Source organism: Enterococcus sp. DJ147D b (genome assembly GCF_058216655.1).
The window spans coordinates 903,740-921,203 of sequence record NZ_CM177104.1; the positions used below are offsets into that span (position 1 = coordinate 903,740).

Below are 17,464 nucleotides of genomic sequence, written 5' to 3' on the forward strand. Positions count from 1 at the left end.
GAAAATGAAAAAGATAATTGGGTTGTTTTTAACATTATTTTTATTGTTCCCTCAGGTGGTAGTGAATGCTAGTGAAAAGGGACAAACGGCTTTGGGAAACGAAGCAAATACGGCAGAAAGTCGTGGTATGAATTACTGGGTTGACATTGACTATCATACTTCTAATTTTTTAGCGGGCTGGAAAATAGAACAACTTAGAGTGACCGATCAATACATTGAGTTTGATGCAAATGTCGGTTCGTATACTGGTGGAAATGGGCCAATAAAGACAGCAGATGCTTTATGGGCAGGGCCTGAAGGAAAGTATGAAAGTCAAGGGAAACGGATTTCTCGTGGCGTCAATTATGGTCGTCATTATTACACGATTCGATTTGAAAGAAACCAATACATAAACGGAACAGCTACGATTCGTCTAATGAATTATACGTATGGTGCTGAGAATTATATCTTTTTGAAATTAAACACAGGAGTACCGGTTCATTATGGAGGTTTATTAGTATCTATTCAAAGTAAGATTGATCCTTGGAAAGTGATTGACTGGGATTTAACACATAACAAAGCAATTAGTTACCACAACTACGGCAATAACAATCAAAAATGGTATTTAGAATACGATGAAGTGATTGATGCTTATAGTATTTATAGTTATAGAAGTAAGTACAGTTATCTAGTAGAAAATAGTAATGGTCAAGTTGTAGTAACTGATAGTGTTAACAAGAGAGAAAACTCATTTTGGAAATTGATCAGCGAAGGGACTCATGAAAATGGCAATACTTATTATTTGAAAAACTTCCAGAGTGGCAAAGTCATGGACATTGAAGAAAGTAAATTAGATGGTGGGAATATTATTACCTTTAATAAGACAGGAACAGAAAACCAAAAATTTATTTTACACATTGAGGGGAGAAAGTAATTTCTGGATAAGCTGGAAAATTGAAAAATTTGTATTTAAAAGAGAAAGCAAAAAAGGAGATACCAGTAAGGTATCTGCCTTTCTTGCTACTTGAACATTTAGTTGGTCGACAGAAAAAAACGAAAAAAAGGAGAAAAAAATGAAAAAATTGATTGGGTTGTTTTTTACTTTATTTCTATTTTTGCCTCAAGTGACGGTCAATGCAGATGTCGTCAATATAGAAGGAGAGAAAAGTGTTGAAACGACGACACATGCCATGAGTTATAGTAACGTTCGTCCATTAGCTTCAGGTCCATTTTTTGGCGGATGGGAATTGGAAGCAATGAGAGTAACTGATTATGCGATTGAATTTGATGCTAGTATGGGGATCTATGGAGGACCGCCAGAATACTACCCTAATTATGAAGAAACTTATTTAATGACTGGACCGGGAAAAAGTCACAAGGTTCGAGGTACTCGAAAGCTAAGAGAAACGAAGAAGAATCGTAATTACTATACGATTCGATTTGAGAGAGATCAGTACATAAACGGAGAAACAACGGTCAATTTTTTAACACTGACAAAAGCTACTCCATATTTTAATTATTTGTCATTTGATTTACACACAGGAATAATAGAAAACTATAACGATTTATTGGTTTCCATTCAAAGTAAGATTGATCCTTGGAAGGTCATTGATTGGTATGAAGAACAAAATACGGCAATCAGCTTCAATAATAATGGCAACAGCAATCAAAAATGGTATCTCAAATACAATGAAGTAAAAAATGCGTATAGTATTCATAGCTATAAACAAACGGCCTATAGCTTAATAGAAAATAGTAATGGAACTGTCGGTGTCAAAGCAAATGTTAGCAATAATGAAAGCGCGCTTTGGCAATTGATTTGGGAAGGTAATCACACAAACGGCCAAACTTACTTTTTGAAGAATCTAAAAAGTGGCAAAGTCATGGATATTGAAGCAAGTAAATTAGATGGCGGAAATATTATTACTTTTAACAAAACAAATACCGAAAATCAAAAGTTTATTTTGCATATTGAGGGGAGAAAGTGAGGATTGTGTTTGAAGCAAAAGAAGGAGAGAAGTAGGTGACCGTTGACTAACTTTAAAAACATGATTTGAAAGCAAAAAAAAGAAATCATTCCAACGTTACATTGTTGGGGTGATTTCTTTTTGTTTATTTTTATCCTTTTTTAGCTTTACATTGCCATCCAAGAGGGTTCTAACATATTTCCATCTAGGTCTTGTACTTCAAGACCAAACATTTGATCTTCTGGAATCCCCATGTCCACGTGATAATAAGATCCACCATTTTCTTTTGCTGTTTCGGCAAATTTTTTGACTGCTTCTGCATTAGGTAGACTGAAAGCAATCAGTGCGCCACTGGTTGTCTGTGCATCTGCAATTTTTCGATCGTTGATAAATGTTTGATAAAATTCATGATCCAACAGCATAATCCAAAAGTGATCATCCCACACCATAGAGCTTGCTTGTTCTGTCGAAAATTCTTGATTTTGTTTAAACCCAAGTTTCGTATAAAATTCTGTTGACTTTTTCACATTTCTAACTGGAAAATTAACAAAAACCATTGTGCTCATTTTTTTCGACCCCTTTCTATTATCATAATCTACTGTTTGGAAAGCGCTGTCAAAAAATTTGCTTAACCTTTTGCCTAACCTTTAATGAAGAAAAGCAAATTTTAACAAATATTTTTTTGCAGAGTAGATAAATCTACTTTGCTTTTTTTTAACAAAAATGATTCGATCAGTGCAATCTTTTGATTAAATTATTTTGATTAATAAACGAAAATTGGTGTGATTTGAACACTTCTTCTTTAAGAATAATTATTTTATGAAGCAGAGAAAGATAGACGCAACAAAAAAACAAATGTGACTTTCGAAAATGAAAGCTAAAATGGATGGCGAATTATGCTTGAAAAAAGAAAAATAAGTTGCAAAAAAAGCAAAGACTTGCAAGTATATGAGTTATTGTTTAATCTAGCAGAAATTTATGGTAAAATGCGAAAGATGTTTAGTGATAAGATAATACATGGAACAGTTTTTTATAAAAGAAAAAGCACGGTTTTATGAAAGATCTTTTATTAGAAATAAAACAGTTTAAAGGTTAGTAAACCTGAATACGAAAGGAGTTGTATTTATAAGATGACTATCCAATGGTTCCCTGGACACATGGCTAAAGCACGTCGTGAAGTCTCTGAAAAAATGAAATATGTTGATATTGTGTTTGAATTAGTTGATGCGCGTCTGCCATTATCATCAAGAAATCCAATGCTTGATCAAATCATCCAACAAAAACCACGGATTGTTTTATTAAACAAAGCTGATTTAGCAGATCCACAACAAACAAAATTATGGCAAGAATACTTCAAAAAGCAAGGTCACGCAGCTTTAGCAATCAATGCACAGGAAAATAAAGGTGTTAAGGGCTTGATTCCAACCGCCAAAGAAGTGTTAAAAGAAAAAAGAGCGAGAGATGCTGCTAGAGGATTGAAACCACGCGCGATTCGAGCAATGGTTTTAGGAATCCCCAATGTCGGAAAATCGACATTAATGAATCGCTTAGTTGGAAAAAAGATTGCACAAACAGGAAATAAACCTGGGGTTACTAAAGGTCAACAATGGTTACGCCATGGAACAGAATTAGAATTATTAGATACACCAGGAATTCTTTGGCCTAAATTTGAAGATGAAGAGATTGGTAAAAAGCTAGCGTTGACTGGGGCAATCAAAGATCAATTACTTCATTTAGATGACTTAGCCATCTATGGTTTGGATTTTTTTGCCCGTTATTACCCGGGAAGAATTCAAGAACGTTACCACTTAACAGAAGAACAAGAGCAAGGACTTGCACCAGAAATTTTAATGGATATCACGGCTAAAAGAGGCTTCAGAGATGATTACGCTCGGGGAAGTGAACTAGTTGTGTTCGAAATCAGAGATGGTAAACTAGGGCGCTACACGTTAGATCGTTGTGAAGAAATGGGGCAAGAAGTGAATGAGTGAATCGATTCAAGCCATTAAGGAAAAACTATCTACAATTACTTCCTTCACTGATCCTTCACTTGAATATTTGAAACAAGATCCGCGAAAAGGAGTGCAACAAGCACTTGATTCCTTAGCAAAGCGACTTGAAAAGGAAGCGAAAGTAAAAGAAAAGTATCAAGAAATGTTTATTTTTGAAAAACAAGGGTATGCCAATGGTCATCAATGGATTGCAGGGATTGATGAAGTTGGTCGGGGGCCTTTAGCTGGTCCGGTTGTTGCGGCAGCTGTTGTCTTACCCAAAGATGAAGAAATTCTTGGCTTAAATGATTCTAAACAGTTATCTGAGAAAAAACGTGAATTACTTTATCAAGAAATTCAAGAGAAAGCTTTGGCTATTGGAATTGGTATTATTGATGAAAAAGTAATCGATCAAGTCAATATTTATGAAGCAAGTAAACTAGCAATGATACAAGCAGTTGAAAAATTAGCAGTTAAGCCAACTTATTTACTGATTGATGCGATGAAATTAGATTTGCCCATTCAACAAGAGAAGTTAATCAAAGGTGATGCACGCTCTGTTTCTATTGCCGCCGCCAGCATCATTGCTAAAGTTTACCGCGATCGTTTGATGAAAGAATACGACCAATTGTATCCGGGATATGGATTTGGGCATAATGCTGGTTATGGGACAAAAGAACATTTGCTCGGTATGGAAAAACAAGGAATTACACCAATTCATCGTCGAACATTTGCTCCAGTTAAAAAATATTTATAAAAATTTAAACTCATCTTTTGCGTATCTTATCAAAAAGAAAGCAAAAGGTGGTTTTTTTATGGAAAAAATAAAAGAATATTTATTGCGTTTGACTTACGCAAAAGGAATTAGTAGTCAAGGAAAATGGCAAGTGCTTCAGTACTTGTTAGAAAATCCAGAAGTGCGGTTAACAATAGAAGTGATTTGTAAGATTGCCTCCATTACGAGTCATCGTGAACTATTTCGACAAAGCTGGTTGGAAATCGAAGCCAACTGGGAAAAGATTAAAAAAGACCAACAGTATATTACTTGCTTGGATCCACGGTATCCTTCACAACTACTGGATTTGACATATCCTCCCATTCTATTATTTTATCGAGGAGATGTATCTTTATTGACATGCAAGATGCTGAGTGTTGTTGGGGGAAGACGTTCATCAGTTCTTGCAAAGAAAACTGTTTTTCAGCTCTTACGTCCAGTGATTGCTGATGGTTACGTAATCGTAAGTGGTTGTGCTAAAGGCATTGACACATATAGTCATTGTGCAGCAATTAGGGAAGGCGGGCGAACGATTGCTGTTGTTGGAACAGGTTTGGGAAAATTTTATCCGAGAGAAAATGAACAATTACAAATGAAAATTGCGGAGGAGCATTTGCTGTTAAGTGAGTACCCACCAGAAGCAGGACCAAGGAGACATCGCTTTCCGATGAGAAATCGAATCATTGCTGCCTTGTCACGGGGAACTTGTGTAGTTGAGGCAAGGAAAAAAAGTGGTTCACTAATAACAGCACAGCAAGCATTAGACTTAGGTAAAGCTGTTTTTGCCGTTCCAGGAAATGTTTTAACAGAACACTCTGAAGGCTGTCATCACCTCATTCAAGATGGTGCAATTTGTACGATTTCAGGACAAGATATTTTGGAAGAATTGAAAGAATAACAGCACATTTCCCATTTGCTTTCCTTGACAAACGATTTCTGAATGGATATGATTAGCTACGATTTGTAGGAAACCTCTAATATAAGTATATATAGTAGGAACTCGACAATGAAAGGAGTCCATTCAAGAATGGCATATAAATATTTAGTGATTGTAGAATCACCAGCAAAGGCCAAAACAATTGAAAAATATCTGGGCCGAAATTATAAAGTAATGGCAAGTGTAGGCCATATTCGTGATTTACCAAAAAGTAAAATGGGAATTGATGTCGAAAATAATTATGAACCCCATTATATTTCCATCCGAGGAAAAGGCGACGTTATCAAAAGTTTAAAATCTGCGGCTAAAAAAGCACAAAAAGTTTATCTCGCAAGTGACCCGGATAGAGAAGGGGAAGCTATTGCTTGGCATTTAGCTTATTTGTTAGGATTAGATCTTGAAGACAAAAATCGTGTTGTTTTCAATGAAATCACCAAAGATGCTGTGAAAGCAGCGTTTAAAGAACCTCGTTCAATTGATGTTGATTTAGTGGATGCACAACAAGCACGCCGCGCACTAGACCGATTAGTTGGTTATTCAATCAGCCCAATCCTTTGGCGTAAAGTGAAAAAAGGATTGAGTGCGGGGCGCGTTCAATCTATTGCTTTAAAAATTATCATTGATCGTGAGCAAGAAATTCGCGAATTTATTCCAGAAGAATACTGGAGTATCGATGGAAATTTCAAAAAAGCACGTAAGAAATTCAAAGCGAACTTCTGGGGAATCGATGGGAAGAAGAAAAAACTGCCGGATGCAGAAGCTGTGAAAGAAGTCACTGCTAGAATTGATGGTCAAGACTTTGAAGTGAAAAAAGTGGAAAAGAAAGAACGAAAAAGAAACCCAGCAAACCCATTTACTACGAGTAGTTTGCAACAAGAAGCTGCACGTAAGTTGAACTTCCGTACAAGAAAAACAATGATGGTCGCACAACAACTTTATGAAGGAATTGCATTAGGCAAACAAGGAACAGTTGGTTTGATCACCTATATGCGTACCGATTCAACACGAATTGCCGATACAGCAAAGGCTGAGGCAGCTTCATTTATCCAAGAAACTTACGGTGATGAATTTTCTGCCCATGGGAATAAAAAAGTAAAAAATGCTCAAGGCGCACAAGACGCCCATGAAGCAGTGAGACCAACGAGTGTTTTACGCACACCCGATGAAATCAAACAATATTTAGATAAAGATCAATTAAAATTGTATACATTGATCTGGTCACGTTTCGTTGCCAGTCAAATGACACCAGCAATTTTAGATACGATGAAAGTGACTTTAGACCAAAATGGTGTCATCTTTATTGCTAATGGCTCAAAAGTGAAATTCAAAGGATTTATGCAGGTGTATGTTGAAGGGCGTGATGACGGGAAAGAGGACAAAGAAAATATCTTGCCGGAATTAACAGAGGGAGATATTGTTCAATCTGTGGATATCGAACCAAAACAACACTTTACGCAACCACCAGCAAGATTTAGTGAAGCAACGCTTATCCGAGCGTTGGAAGAAAATGGTGTCGGTCGTCCATCTACTTATGCACCAACGTTGGATACGATTCAACGTCGTTACTATGTCAAATTGACACAAAAACGTTTTGAACCAACGGAGTTAGGTGAAATCGTCAACTCATTGATTGTTGAGTTTTTCCCTCAAATCGTTGATATTCATTTCACAGCGGAAATGGAAAATGACTTGGATAAAGTGGAAGAAGGGAAAGAAGCTTGGGTCCAAGTGGTTGATCGTTTCTATAAACCGTTTGAAAAAGAATTGAGTAATGCAGAAGAAAAAATGGAAAAAATCCAAATCAAAGATGAACCAGCCGGCTTTGATTGTGATGTCTGTGGGCATCCAATGGTGATTAAATTAGGAAAATATGGTAAATTTTACGCATGTAGTAATTTCCCAGATTGCCGCAACACAAAACCAATCGTTAAAGAAATCGGTGTTACTTGTCCCGTATGTCACGAAGGCCAAGTGATTGAACGTAAATCCAAGAAGAATAGAATTTTTTATGGTTGTTCTCGTTTCCCAGACTGTGAATTTACTTCTTGGGATAAACCAGTAGGCAGGAATTGTCCAAAATGTAATCAATATCTAGTTGAGAAGAAAGTTAAAGGTGGCAAACAAGTTGTCTGTGTAAATGGCGACTATGAAGAAGATGTTCAAAAATAATCGAAAAGAGGTTTTTACTTGAAAACTGTAAATGTCATTGGTGCCGGTCTTGCCGGAAGTGAAGCAGCTTGGCAAATTGCACAAGCTGGAGTTCCTGTTCGTTTATATGAAATGCGTCCAATTAAATCAACGGAAGCACACCATACTGAAAATTTTGCAGAATTAGTTTGCTCTAATTCTTTAAGAGGAAATAGTTTAGCAAATGCTGTCGGTCTATTGAAAGAAGAAATGCGTCGTTTAAATTCAGTAGTGATTACTTCGGCTGACGAAACGGCAGTTCCTGCTGGTGGTGCATTAGCGGTTGACAGAGATTCATTTTCAGAAACGATTACTCGAAAAGTGAAAGAGCATCCATTAGTCACTGTGGTCAATGAAGAAATGACTGAAATACCAGAAGGCATTACTGTTATCGCAACAGGTCCGTTGACCTCTCATCCATTAGCAGAAGCAATCAAAGAATTTAATGGTTCAGATGGTTTTTATTTCTATGATGCTGCTGCACCAATTATTGATAAATCAACGATTGATATGGACAAAGTTTATTTGAAATCACGTTACGATAAAGGTGAGGCAGCTTACTTGAACTGTCCGATGACAGAAGAAGAGTTTACGGCGTTCCATGATGCATTGATTCATGCAGAAGTTGCAGAATTAAAAGCATTTGAAAAAGAAAAATATTTTGAAGGTTGCATGCCAATTGAAGTAATGGCACAACGTGGATTTAAAACGATGTTGTTTGGTCCAATGAAGCCAGTTGGATTGGAAGACCCAAAAACAGGCAAACGTCCTTATGCAGTAATCCAATTGCGTCAAGATAATGCGGCTGCTTCTCTTTATAATATTGTTGGTTTCCAGACTCACTTGAAATGGGGCGAGCAAAAAAGAGTATTTCGTATGATTCCTGGATTGGAAAATGCTGATTTTGTACGGTATGGAGTCATGCATCGTAATAGTTTCATGAATTCACCAGAACTATTGAAACCAACTTACCAATCAACAAAGCGCGAAGATTTATTTTTTGCAGGTCAAATGACTGGTGTGGAAGGCTATGTAGAAAGCGCAGCTAGTGGTCTGCTAGCTGGAATCAATGCTGCACGATTGGCAAAAGAAGAAGAGCCAATTGTCTTTCCGCAAGAGACAGCGATTGGAAGTATGGCATACTATATCACGCATGCCGAAGGAAAACATTTCCAACCAATGAATGCAAACTACGGGTTGTTTCCGGAATTACCTGAACGAATCCGCGATAAAAAGTCACGCTATGAAGCGTTGGCAAACCGAGCATTAGCTGCCAATGAAAAAGTAATTGCTGACTTATCTTCACCTGTTTCTGCACAATAAACAGCAAAATTGATTCGACTTAGAGAATGATGCTTGATTCATCCTTCTCTAAGTTTTTTTGTTGCGTAAAATGAAAGATTCACTGAAAAATTAGCGAGAAAAATGAAAACAAAACGAAAAATTGTGCGAATTGTGAACAAACTTAGAAATATTGATTAAATTCTGACAATTTATTTGTTTTTTTATAATGGCTATGCTAAATTTATTTCTGGGATTGTAAGGAAGGTGAAAAAATGGCAGAACTAAGCTTGGAAGAAAAGTTTCTACGCTATTTGATTGTCGAGCGAGGGTACTCGGATAAGACACGTCAAGCATATGAGGAAGACATTAATGACTTCAAAGAGTTCCTAAAAGAATCTGGTGAGGAAGACCTATTGAGTATCAATCACTTAGATGTACGAGTGTATTTAGGATTTTTATCGGACAAAGAATACAGCAGGAACACAATTAGCAGAAAAATTGCCAGTTTACGTTCATTTTATCAATATCTTTTAAAAGAGGAATTGATCGAGGAGAATCCTTTTTCTTATGTCCACTTAAAGAAAAAAAATATTCGATTACCACGTTTTTTTTATGAAAATGAAATGCAAGCTTTGTTTGAAAGTGTGGCTGGTGATAAACCTTTGGATTTTAGAAATCGGGCAGTGCTAGAAGTTTTGTATGGCTCTGGCATTCGGTTAAGTGAATGCAGCGGATTAAAAGTGAAAGATATCGACTTTCAAGCAGAAGTAATGTTGATCCATGGAAAAGGAAACAAAGAAAGATATGCGCCACTGGGATCATTTGCTCAAGAAGCTTTACAAGAATATTTTGAAAAAAGCCGCTCGTTCTTGATGAACAAATATCATAAGGAACATGATTTTGTTTTTGTTAATCACCATGGCGATCCGATTACACCAACTGGAATCGAATATATTTTAAATCAAATAATCAAAAAAAGTAGTTTAGATAGTGATATTCATCCCCATATGTTGCGCCATACGTTTGCAACACATTTGTTGAACAATGGTGCAGACATGCGGACAGTTCAAGAGTTATTAGGACATGCAAATCTATCTACAACTCAAATTTATGCTCATGTGACGAAAGAAAGTTTACAAAAAAACTATCGCTCTTTTCATCCAAGAGCGTAGCAAAGACATTATTTTATTAGGGGGTCTACAAATGGTAGAATCACAATTTCATTCAACCACGATTTGTGCAGTTGAAAAAGACGGAAAATTTGCAATGGCTGGAGACGGTCAAGTAACAATGGGTGAATCTGTTGTTATGAAAGGAACAGCTCGTAAAGTTCGCAGAATTTATAATGATGAAGTGGTTGTCGGTTTTGCTGGAAGTGTAGCGGATGCCTTTACTTTGGAAGAAAAATTTGAAGGAAAATTGAATGAATACAACGGTAACTTGCAACGTGCTGCTGTTGAACTAGCACAAGAATGGCGGACACAACAATCCATGCAGAAATTGGAAGCAATGCTGATCGTTATGAATGATAAAGAAATGTTGTTGGTTTCTGGAACGGGTGAAGTGATTACACCTGATGATGGTATTTTAGCTATTGGTTCTGGCGGAAACTTTGCATTAGCTGCTGCAAGAGCAATGAAAAATTATGCACAAAATGAGATGAGTGCAAAAGAAATTGCTGAAAACGCGCTGAACATCGCAGCAGATATTTGTATCTTCACAAATCATAATATCATTGTAGAAGAATTATAAGAGGTGACTAGAATGAATGAATTAAGACAAACACCAAGACAAATCGTTAGTGAACTGGATCAATACATTGTGGGACAAGAAGCAGCTAAAAAATCTGTGGCTGTCGCTTTACGAAACCGCTATCGTAGACTCCAGTTGGATGAAAGAATGCAACAAGATATTACACCTAAAAATATGTTGATGATTGGACCAACTGGTGTTGGGAAAACAGAAATTGCTCGTCGACTTGCAAAAATCGTCAATGCACCTTTCATCAAAGTAGAAGCAACTAAATTTACAGAAGTTGGTTATGTTGGCCGAGATGTCGAATCAATGGTTCGTGACTTGGTCGAAAATGCAATTCAAATCGTTGAAAAAGAACAATATAGCCGAGTATATACAAAAGCTAAGAAAAATGCTGAAAAGCGGTTAGTGAAAGTTTTAGTACCGGGTATCAAAAAGGAGCAAAAACAATCAACAAATCAATTTGAACAGATGATGAATATGTTTAATGCATCGACACAACAGGCTGAACCACAAGAAGAAATCACTGAAGATATTCGTGTTAATCGTCGCACAGTCTTAGATCAACTGGAAAAAGGTCTGCTTGATACACGCGAGGTGACGATCGAAGTTGAAGAACAAAAAAAAGCTGCGCCAATGATGAATAATGGCTTAGAACAAATGGGAATTGATTTGAATGAAACATTAGGTGCATTAACACCTACTAAAAAAGTTGAAAGAACAGTCACAGTGAAAGAAGCACGCGAAATTTTGATTCGTGAAGAGTCTGCTAAACTTGTGAAAGATGCAGATATTCACAGTGAAGCAATCAAATTAGCTGAATCAAGTGGGATCATTTTTATCGATGAAATCGACAAAGTAACTTCAAAATCACAACAGTCTGGTGAAGTTTCTCGAGAAGGCGTACAACGTGATATCTTACCAATTGTTGAAGGCTCACAAGTCAATACGAAATATGGTACGTTACAAACCGATCATATTTTATTTATTGCTTCAGGTGCCTTCCATTTATCAAAACCAAGTGATTTGATCCCAGAATTACAAGGACGCTTCCCGATTCGTGTCGAATTAGATGATTTATCAGCGGAAGATTTTGTGAAAATTTTGACAGAACCTAACAACGCATTGATAAAACAATATATTGCGTTGATTGAAACAGAAAATGTTTCCGTTACGTTTACTAAAGAAGCAATCGAACGAATTGCACAAATTGCTTTTAATGTGAACCGTGATACAGATAACATTGGTGCACGTCGTTTGCATACAATCTTAGAAAAACTATTAGAAGATCTATTATTTGAGGCACCAGATATGCAGATGGGTGAGATTACAATCACAGAAGCATATGTCGATGATAAATTAGTTTCAATTGCACAGAATGAAGATTTGAGCCGCTATATACTTTAAGAATCGGAGGACGACTATGACGGATTTGCTAACAAAAACCCGAAAAATCAACAAGCTTTTACAACAAAAAAATACCTTTGATATGGATGCTGATTTACCATATGACAAAATGGCAGTAACACTAGGTGGAGTACTGGATAGTAATACGTATATCATAGGCAGCGATGGCGTATTACTTGGCTATAATGAACGTCATGATGTGAATAACGAACGTGTAAAAACAATGTTTGTAGAAAAACAATTTCCACTTTCTTACACAGATACAGTCGATCAACTGGTCAAAACCGAAGCAAATATCCCGATCACGAGTGAAATTACAGCTTTTCCAGTAGAATCGAGAGAAAAATATCCATTTGGCCTAACGTCAGTCGTACCGATCTTTGGTGCAGGGGAACGGTTAGGAACAATTATTTTGTCACGCATGGAACAGGCATTTACCGATGATGATTTAGTTTTAGCAGAATATGGTGCAACAGTGGTAGGTATGCAAATTCTTTACCAACAGTCCCGTAGTATTGAAGAAGATGTACGAAGTGCAACAGCTGTCCAAATGGCAATCAACACTCTTTCTTACAGTGAATTAAAAGCAGTTCAAGCCATCTTTCATGCCCTTGATGGTGATGAAGGTCGTTTGACAGCTTCAAACATCGCGGATGAAATTGGAATTACTCGTTCAGTAATTGTTAATGCTTTGCGTAAATTGGAGTCGGCAGGTATCATCGAGTCACGTTCTTTGGGAATGAAGGGAACTTACTTGAAAGTCCTTAATTCACGTTTCAAAGAGGAACTAGCAAAACATAGCTACTAACATTTCATTGGCTAAGACGATCTAGGATAGTAGCAATTTTAAAAATGGGGGAGTAACAATGACCGTAATTATTCAAAATGATCAGCTTATTGCTAAAATAGCTGAACATGGAGCAGAGCTAATTAGCTTACAATCAAAAGAGCATAATCTTGAATATATTTGGCAAGGAAATCCAGAATTTTGGGGACGTCATGCACCGGTTCTTTTCCCATTTGTTGGTCGTTTGAAAAATGACGAATACATGTATCAAGGAAAAACGTATTCGATGGGACAACATGGTTTCGCAAGAGATATGGATTTTGAAGTTATTGAACAAGGACCAGAGCAAGCAAGTTTTCGGTTGAAAAGCACACCGGAAACGAAAAAAAATTATCCGTTTGATTTTGAATTAGTTATCACTTATGAATTAGGTGGCGATGGGATAACTGTTCATTACCAAGTTGAAAATATTGGAGAAGAAGAAATGTACTTTTCAATTGGGGGACATCCAGCGTTTAATGTACCATTGGAAGAAGGCTTGACTTTTGAAGATTTTTATTTGGCTTTCTCGCCACGAAAATCAAGATTGCGTTTACCATTGGCAGGCCCTTATATCGATTTAGATCAACGAACTTTGGGGCAAACCAATACGAACTTAGCTCTGGATCGTGAATTGTTTGATCAAGATGCCCTTGTTTTTGAAACAAAGGGACTAAATGCATATTCGATTCGTAGTGAAAAATCACGTCACAGTGTGACTTTAAGTTACAAAGATATGCCTTATGTTGGTATCTGGTCCCCTTATCCCAAAGAAGCACCTTTTGTTTGTATTGAACCTTGGTGTGGGATTGCAGATACAGTGAATAGTAATGGTAGTTTGATGGAGAAAGTGGGAATCAATCAATTGGGTGCCCATGAAATTTTCCAAACAAAATATTCGATCACGGTAAAATAAACATAAAAAAGTGAGCTACGACAAATGGTCGCAGCTCACTTTTTTAGAAAAGAAAATCATTTCTTTTTGCTACTATTTAAACCAAAAGGAATTCGGCTTTCCGTTTTGTTTTTGATTCGTTGAATGTTTTCTTTGTGGCGAAGAAAAATAAAGGAAGACACTAGAAAAGCGATAATCGTTAACAGCCAATTATGTTCTGGTAAAATAACTGGTGCGATATAAGGTAAGAAAATCGTTGACAAAGTAATCAGTACCGCACTGATCATACTGCTTAAACTTACCATGCTTGTGAAGTAAAGACTTAAGACAAAGATTGCTGCGGAATAGACGAAGAAAATAGGGCTGAACCCTAGAAGCATGCCAGCACTGGTTGCGACTGCTTTTCCACCTTTAAATTTGGCGAAAATCGGAAAAGTATGACCCAGAATTGCACAGACCCCAAACCAAAGTGGATTGATTGTCGTAATGTGAAAAATAAGTGGAAGACAAGTTGCCAGTGTTCCCTTCAAGATGTCCATTAATAAGACAACGATTCCTGCTTTTTTTCCTAATACTCGAAACGTATTGGTTGTCCCAGTATTTCCACTCCCGTATGCGCGGATGTCTTTATTGAAAAAGATTTTTCCAATCCAGACACCGGAAGGAATAGAACCCAAAAGATATGCTACAATAAGTAATAAGATCAATTTCATTTTTTTACCTCTTTCAAGTTGAAAACTAATGTTTATTTTAGCATGAAAGAGTAGTAGGAACAATCGAAATTCACGAATGAAAGGAATGAGTAGGATGCCATTTGAAAATCCAACCCAAGAAATGATTTTTGACTATTTAAAGTCAGCAAAAAATATTGCTGTTGTCGGTTTGAGTAATAACTCTGAGCGAACAAGTCATCAAATCGCAAAACTTTTACAGCAAAAAGGTTACCGCATTTTTCCCGTGAATCCAGTTCTGGCTGGACAAGAAGTATTAGGTGAGAAAGTTTATGGTCACCTGACAGAAATTACAGAACCAATTGATATTGTTGATATTTTTCGACGTAGTGAATTTTTACCTGAAGTAGCACAGGATTTTTTGCAAACAGATGCAAAAGTTTTTTGGGCACAGTTAGGAATTGAAAATGAAGAGGCAGCAAACTTGTTGCAAGCCGCTGGTCGAAAAGATGTCGTGATGGATCGTTGTGTAAAAATTGAACTAGCTAAGATGGAAAATGATAAGGTTAAATAAAAATAAATAAAAATTTTAATGTGCGAAAGTTGTTAGTTAAAAGCAGGTTGGGCGACTGTTTCTCTTGATTTTTCCCCAACCTCTTTTTTTTCGCAGTTTTTTTTAGTATGATTAGTTCGATGCGGTCTTTACTATTTCCGCAAGTATTATTGAAGGAGCGTTTGCCTTGGCAAAAAAAGTAATCAATGAATATAATGATGCGTCAATCCAAGTTCTTGAAGGATTAGAAGCAGTTAGAAAACGACCAGGGATGTATATCGGTTCCACTGATAGCCGAGGCTTACATCATTTAGTGTATGAAATTGTTGATAATGCAGTCGATGAAGCTTTATCAGGTTATGGAAATGAGATTGATGTAGTGATACATAAAGATAACAGTATCACTGTAGTAGATAGTGGTCGCGGAATGCCAGTTGGAATGCACGCTTCAGGAATTCCAACGGTTGAAGTGATTTTTACAGTGTTGCATGCTGGAGGCAAGTTTGGTCAAGGTGGCTATAAAACATCTGGTGGACTACATGGTGTAGGTGCTAGTGTGGTAAATGCTTTATCAAAATGGCTGACTGTGACGATTGTTCGCGATGGTGTTGAATATCAGCAAAAATTTGTAGACGGTGGTAAGCCACAAGGCACATTAAAAAAATTGGGTAAAACAAAAAAAGCAAATGGAACGACCGTTCACTTTTTACCTGATGATACGATCTTTTCAACAGTGAAGTTTTCATATGAGACGTTATCAGAGCGTTTGCGTGAGTCTGCTTTTCTTTTGAAAGGCGTTCGAATTACATTAAGTGACCTTCGTGGTGAAGAAGAGGTTACAGAAGTTTTTCACTATGAAGAAGGAATCAAAGAATTTGTTGAATATTTGAATGAAGAAAAAGACACCTTGACACCAGTTGTTTATTTTTCAGGTGAAAAAGACGGTATCGAAGTGGAAGTGTCTTATCAATATAATGATGGCTATTCAGAAAATATATTATCTTTTGTTAATAATGTACGGACGAAAGATGGCGGCACACATGAAGCCGGAATGAAAACAGCAATGACGAAAGCTTATAATGAGTATGCCCGTAAAGTTGGTCTTTTGAAAGAGCGAGATAAAAATTTAGAAGGCAGTGATTTTCGTGAAGGGTTAGCGGCAGTTTTATCCATTCGCGTGCCAGAAAACTTACTGCAGTTTGAAGGCCAAACGAAAGAAAAATTAGGTACACCAGTTGCTCGGACAGTTGTTGATAATGTCATTGGTGAACAAATGGGCTTTTATTTACAAGAAAACAGTGAAATGAGCCAAATGTTAGTTAGAAAGGCAGTAAAGGCTCGTGAAGCACGAGAAGCTGCTCGTAAAGCGCGAGAAGAAAGCCGTAATGGGAAAAAACGCAAAAAAGGCGAATCTTTATTATCAGGAAAATTAACGCCCGCTCAATCACGTAACCCTAAAAAGAATGAGCTTTATCTAGTCGAAGGAGATTCTGCTGGCGGTTCTGCAAAACAAGGACGTGATCGTAAATTCCAAGCTATTTTGCCACTTCGAGGTAAAGTCATCAATACTGAAAAAGCCAAAATGCAAGATATTTTGAAAAATGAAGAAATCAACACGATGATTTATACGATTGGTGCAGGTGTAGGACCAGAATTTTCGATTGAAGACTGTAATTACGACAAAATTATTATTATGACCGATGCGGATACGGATGGGGCACATATCCAAGTGTTATTGCTCACTTTCTTCTATCGATACATGAAACCTTTGATTGAGGCTGGAAAAATCTACATTGCTTTACCACCTTTATACAAGGTCTCTAAGGGCCAAGGGAGAAAGCAGATAGTTGAATATGCTTGGACAGATGAAGAGCTAGCTGCAGAAATCAAAAAAGTTGGTAAAGGTTACTTATTACAACGTTATAAAGGACTAGGAGAAATGAATGCTGATCAGCTATGGGAGACAACAATGGATCCAGCTTCACGAACATTGATTCGAGTACGAATTGATGATGCAGCTCAAGCAGAACGACGTGTAACAACATTAATGGGAGACAAAGTTGAACCACGACGAAAATGGATCGAAAGCCATGTCCAATTTACATTGGAAGAAGATGGCAGTATTTTAGATAAAAAAGAAGACACTGAAATGCCAATTTCATCTTCAAGTGAACGATTAGATGAAGAACATGAAAATGTTGAAAAGCCAATTCAGTTGTTTGATGTAGAATAGGAGG

16 protein-coding genes are annotated in these 17,464 nt (G+C 36.9%); 14 read left to right on the forward strand and 2 right to left on the reverse strand.

Features of this window, described 5'->3' with window-relative positions; genetic code table 11:
* The first annotated feature begins 4 nt into the window (after positions 1-4).
* Together AC4BD1_RS04410 and AC4BD1_RS04415 are read left to right on the forward strand one after the other, a co-directional pair.
* A complete protein-coding gene (locus tag AC4BD1_RS04410; protein WP_490467108.1) occupies positions 5-913 on the forward strand; it encodes an RICIN domain-containing protein in 909 nt (302 codons plus the stop codon).
* 139 nt (positions 914-1,052) lie between these two features.
* Positions 1,053-1,967 carry an RICIN domain-containing protein gene (locus AC4BD1_RS04415; RefSeq protein WP_490485874.1) on the forward strand — a complete coding sequence of 305 codons (915 nt, stop codon included), beginning with the start codon at positions 1,053-1,055 and terminating at the stop codon, positions 1,965-1,967.
* A 146-nt stretch (positions 1,968-2,113) separates the two neighbouring features.
* Here the strand turns inward: AC4BD1_RS04415 and AC4BD1_RS04420 are convergent, their stop codons facing one another.
* Entirely contained in the window at positions 2,114-2,512 is a 399-nt protein-coding gene (locus AC4BD1_RS04420) for a VOC family protein (protein WP_490467110.1), read from the reverse strand.
* 564 nt (positions 2,513-3,076) lie between these two features.
* Between AC4BD1_RS04420 and ylqF the strand changes: the two genes are divergently transcribed.
* From ylqF to AC4BD1_RS04470, 10 genes are all read left to right on the forward strand, one after another.
* Positions 3,077-3,937 (forward strand): ribosome biogenesis GTPase YlqF, encoded by an 861-nt coding sequence (ylqF, locus tag AC4BD1_RS04425; protein ID WP_206910069.1) that lies wholly within the window; start codon positions 3,077-3,079, stop codon positions 3,935-3,937.
* Positions 3,930-4,694 carry a ribonuclease HII gene (rnhB, locus tag AC4BD1_RS04430; RefSeq protein WP_206910070.1) on the forward strand — a complete coding sequence of 255 codons (765 nt, stop codon included), beginning with the start codon at positions 3,930-3,932 and terminating at the stop codon, positions 4,692-4,694. Before ylqF ends, rnhB begins: the two co-directional genes overlap by 8 nt.
* 58 nt (positions 4,695-4,752) lie before the next feature.
* Entirely contained in the window at positions 4,753-5,610 is an 858-nt protein-coding gene (gene dprA, locus AC4BD1_RS04435; RefSeq protein WP_490485875.1) for a DNA-processing protein DprA, read from the forward strand.
* Positions 5,611-5,739: 129 nt separating this feature from the next.
* Positions 5,740-7,818, forward strand: a complete 2,079-nt coding sequence (topA, locus tag AC4BD1_RS04440; protein ID WP_206910072.1) for a type I DNA topoisomerase — start codon at positions 5,740-5,742, stop codon at positions 7,816-7,818.
* 18 nt (positions 7,819-7,836) lie between these two features.
* On the forward strand, positions 7,837-9,159 hold the full coding sequence (gene trmFO, locus AC4BD1_RS04445) for an FADH(2)-oxidizing methylenetetrahydrofolate--tRNA-(uracil(54)-C(5))-methyltransferase TrmFO (RefSeq protein WP_206910074.1): 1,323 nt from the start codon (positions 7,837-7,839) through the stop codon (positions 9,157-9,159).
* 233 nt (positions 9,160-9,392) lie between these two features.
* Positions 9,393-10,292, forward strand: coding sequence for a tyrosine recombinase XerC (xerC, locus tag AC4BD1_RS04450; RefSeq protein WP_206910076.1), 900 nt, complete (start codon positions 9,393-9,395; stop codon positions 10,290-10,292).
* A gap of 31 nt (positions 10,293-10,323) precedes the next feature.
* Positions 10,324-10,872 (forward strand): HslVU peptidase proteolytic subunit, encoded by a 549-nt coding sequence (hslV, locus tag AC4BD1_RS04455; RefSeq protein ID WP_067485006.1) that lies wholly within the window; start codon positions 10,324-10,326, stop codon positions 10,870-10,872.
* Between the two features lie 12 nt (positions 10,873-10,884).
* Positions 10,885-12,282 carry an ATP-dependent protease ATPase subunit HslU gene (hslU, locus tag AC4BD1_RS04460; RefSeq protein ID WP_206910077.1) on the forward strand — a complete coding sequence of 466 codons (1,398 nt, stop codon included), beginning with the start codon at positions 10,885-10,887 and terminating at the stop codon, positions 12,280-12,282.
* 16 nt (positions 12,283-12,298) lie between these two features.
* Positions 12,299-13,090 (forward strand): GTP-sensing pleiotropic transcriptional regulator CodY, encoded by a 792-nt coding sequence (codY, locus tag AC4BD1_RS04465; protein WP_490485876.1) that lies wholly within the window; start codon positions 12,299-12,301, stop codon positions 13,088-13,090.
* A gap of 58 nt (positions 13,091-13,148) precedes the next feature.
* Entirely contained in the window at positions 13,149-14,024 is an 876-nt protein-coding gene (locus AC4BD1_RS04470; protein WP_490485877.1) for an aldose 1-epimerase family protein, read from the forward strand.
* Positions 14,025-14,080: 56 nt separating this feature from the next.
* Here AC4BD1_RS04470 and plsY read toward each other — a convergent pair whose 3' ends face one another.
* Positions 14,081-14,716 (reverse strand): glycerol-3-phosphate 1-O-acyltransferase PlsY, encoded by a 636-nt coding sequence (gene plsY / locus AC4BD1_RS04475; protein WP_206910079.1) that lies wholly within the window; start codon positions 14,714-14,716, stop codon positions 14,081-14,083.
* Positions 14,717-14,810: 94 nt separating this feature from the next.
* Between plsY and AC4BD1_RS04480 the strand changes: the two genes are divergently transcribed.
* Both AC4BD1_RS04480 and parE read left to right on the forward strand, forming a co-directional pair.
* Positions 14,811-15,248 carry a CoA-binding protein gene (locus AC4BD1_RS04480; RefSeq protein WP_490467113.1) on the forward strand — a complete coding sequence of 146 codons (438 nt, stop codon included), beginning with the start codon at positions 14,811-14,813 and terminating at the stop codon, positions 15,246-15,248.
* A 166-nt stretch (positions 15,249-15,414) separates the two neighbouring features.
* Positions 15,415-17,460, forward strand: a complete 2,046-nt coding sequence (gene parE / locus AC4BD1_RS04485) for a DNA topoisomerase IV subunit B (RefSeq protein ID WP_490485878.1) — start codon at positions 15,415-15,417, stop codon at positions 17,458-17,460.
* Positions 17,461-17,464 lie beyond the last annotated feature (4 nt).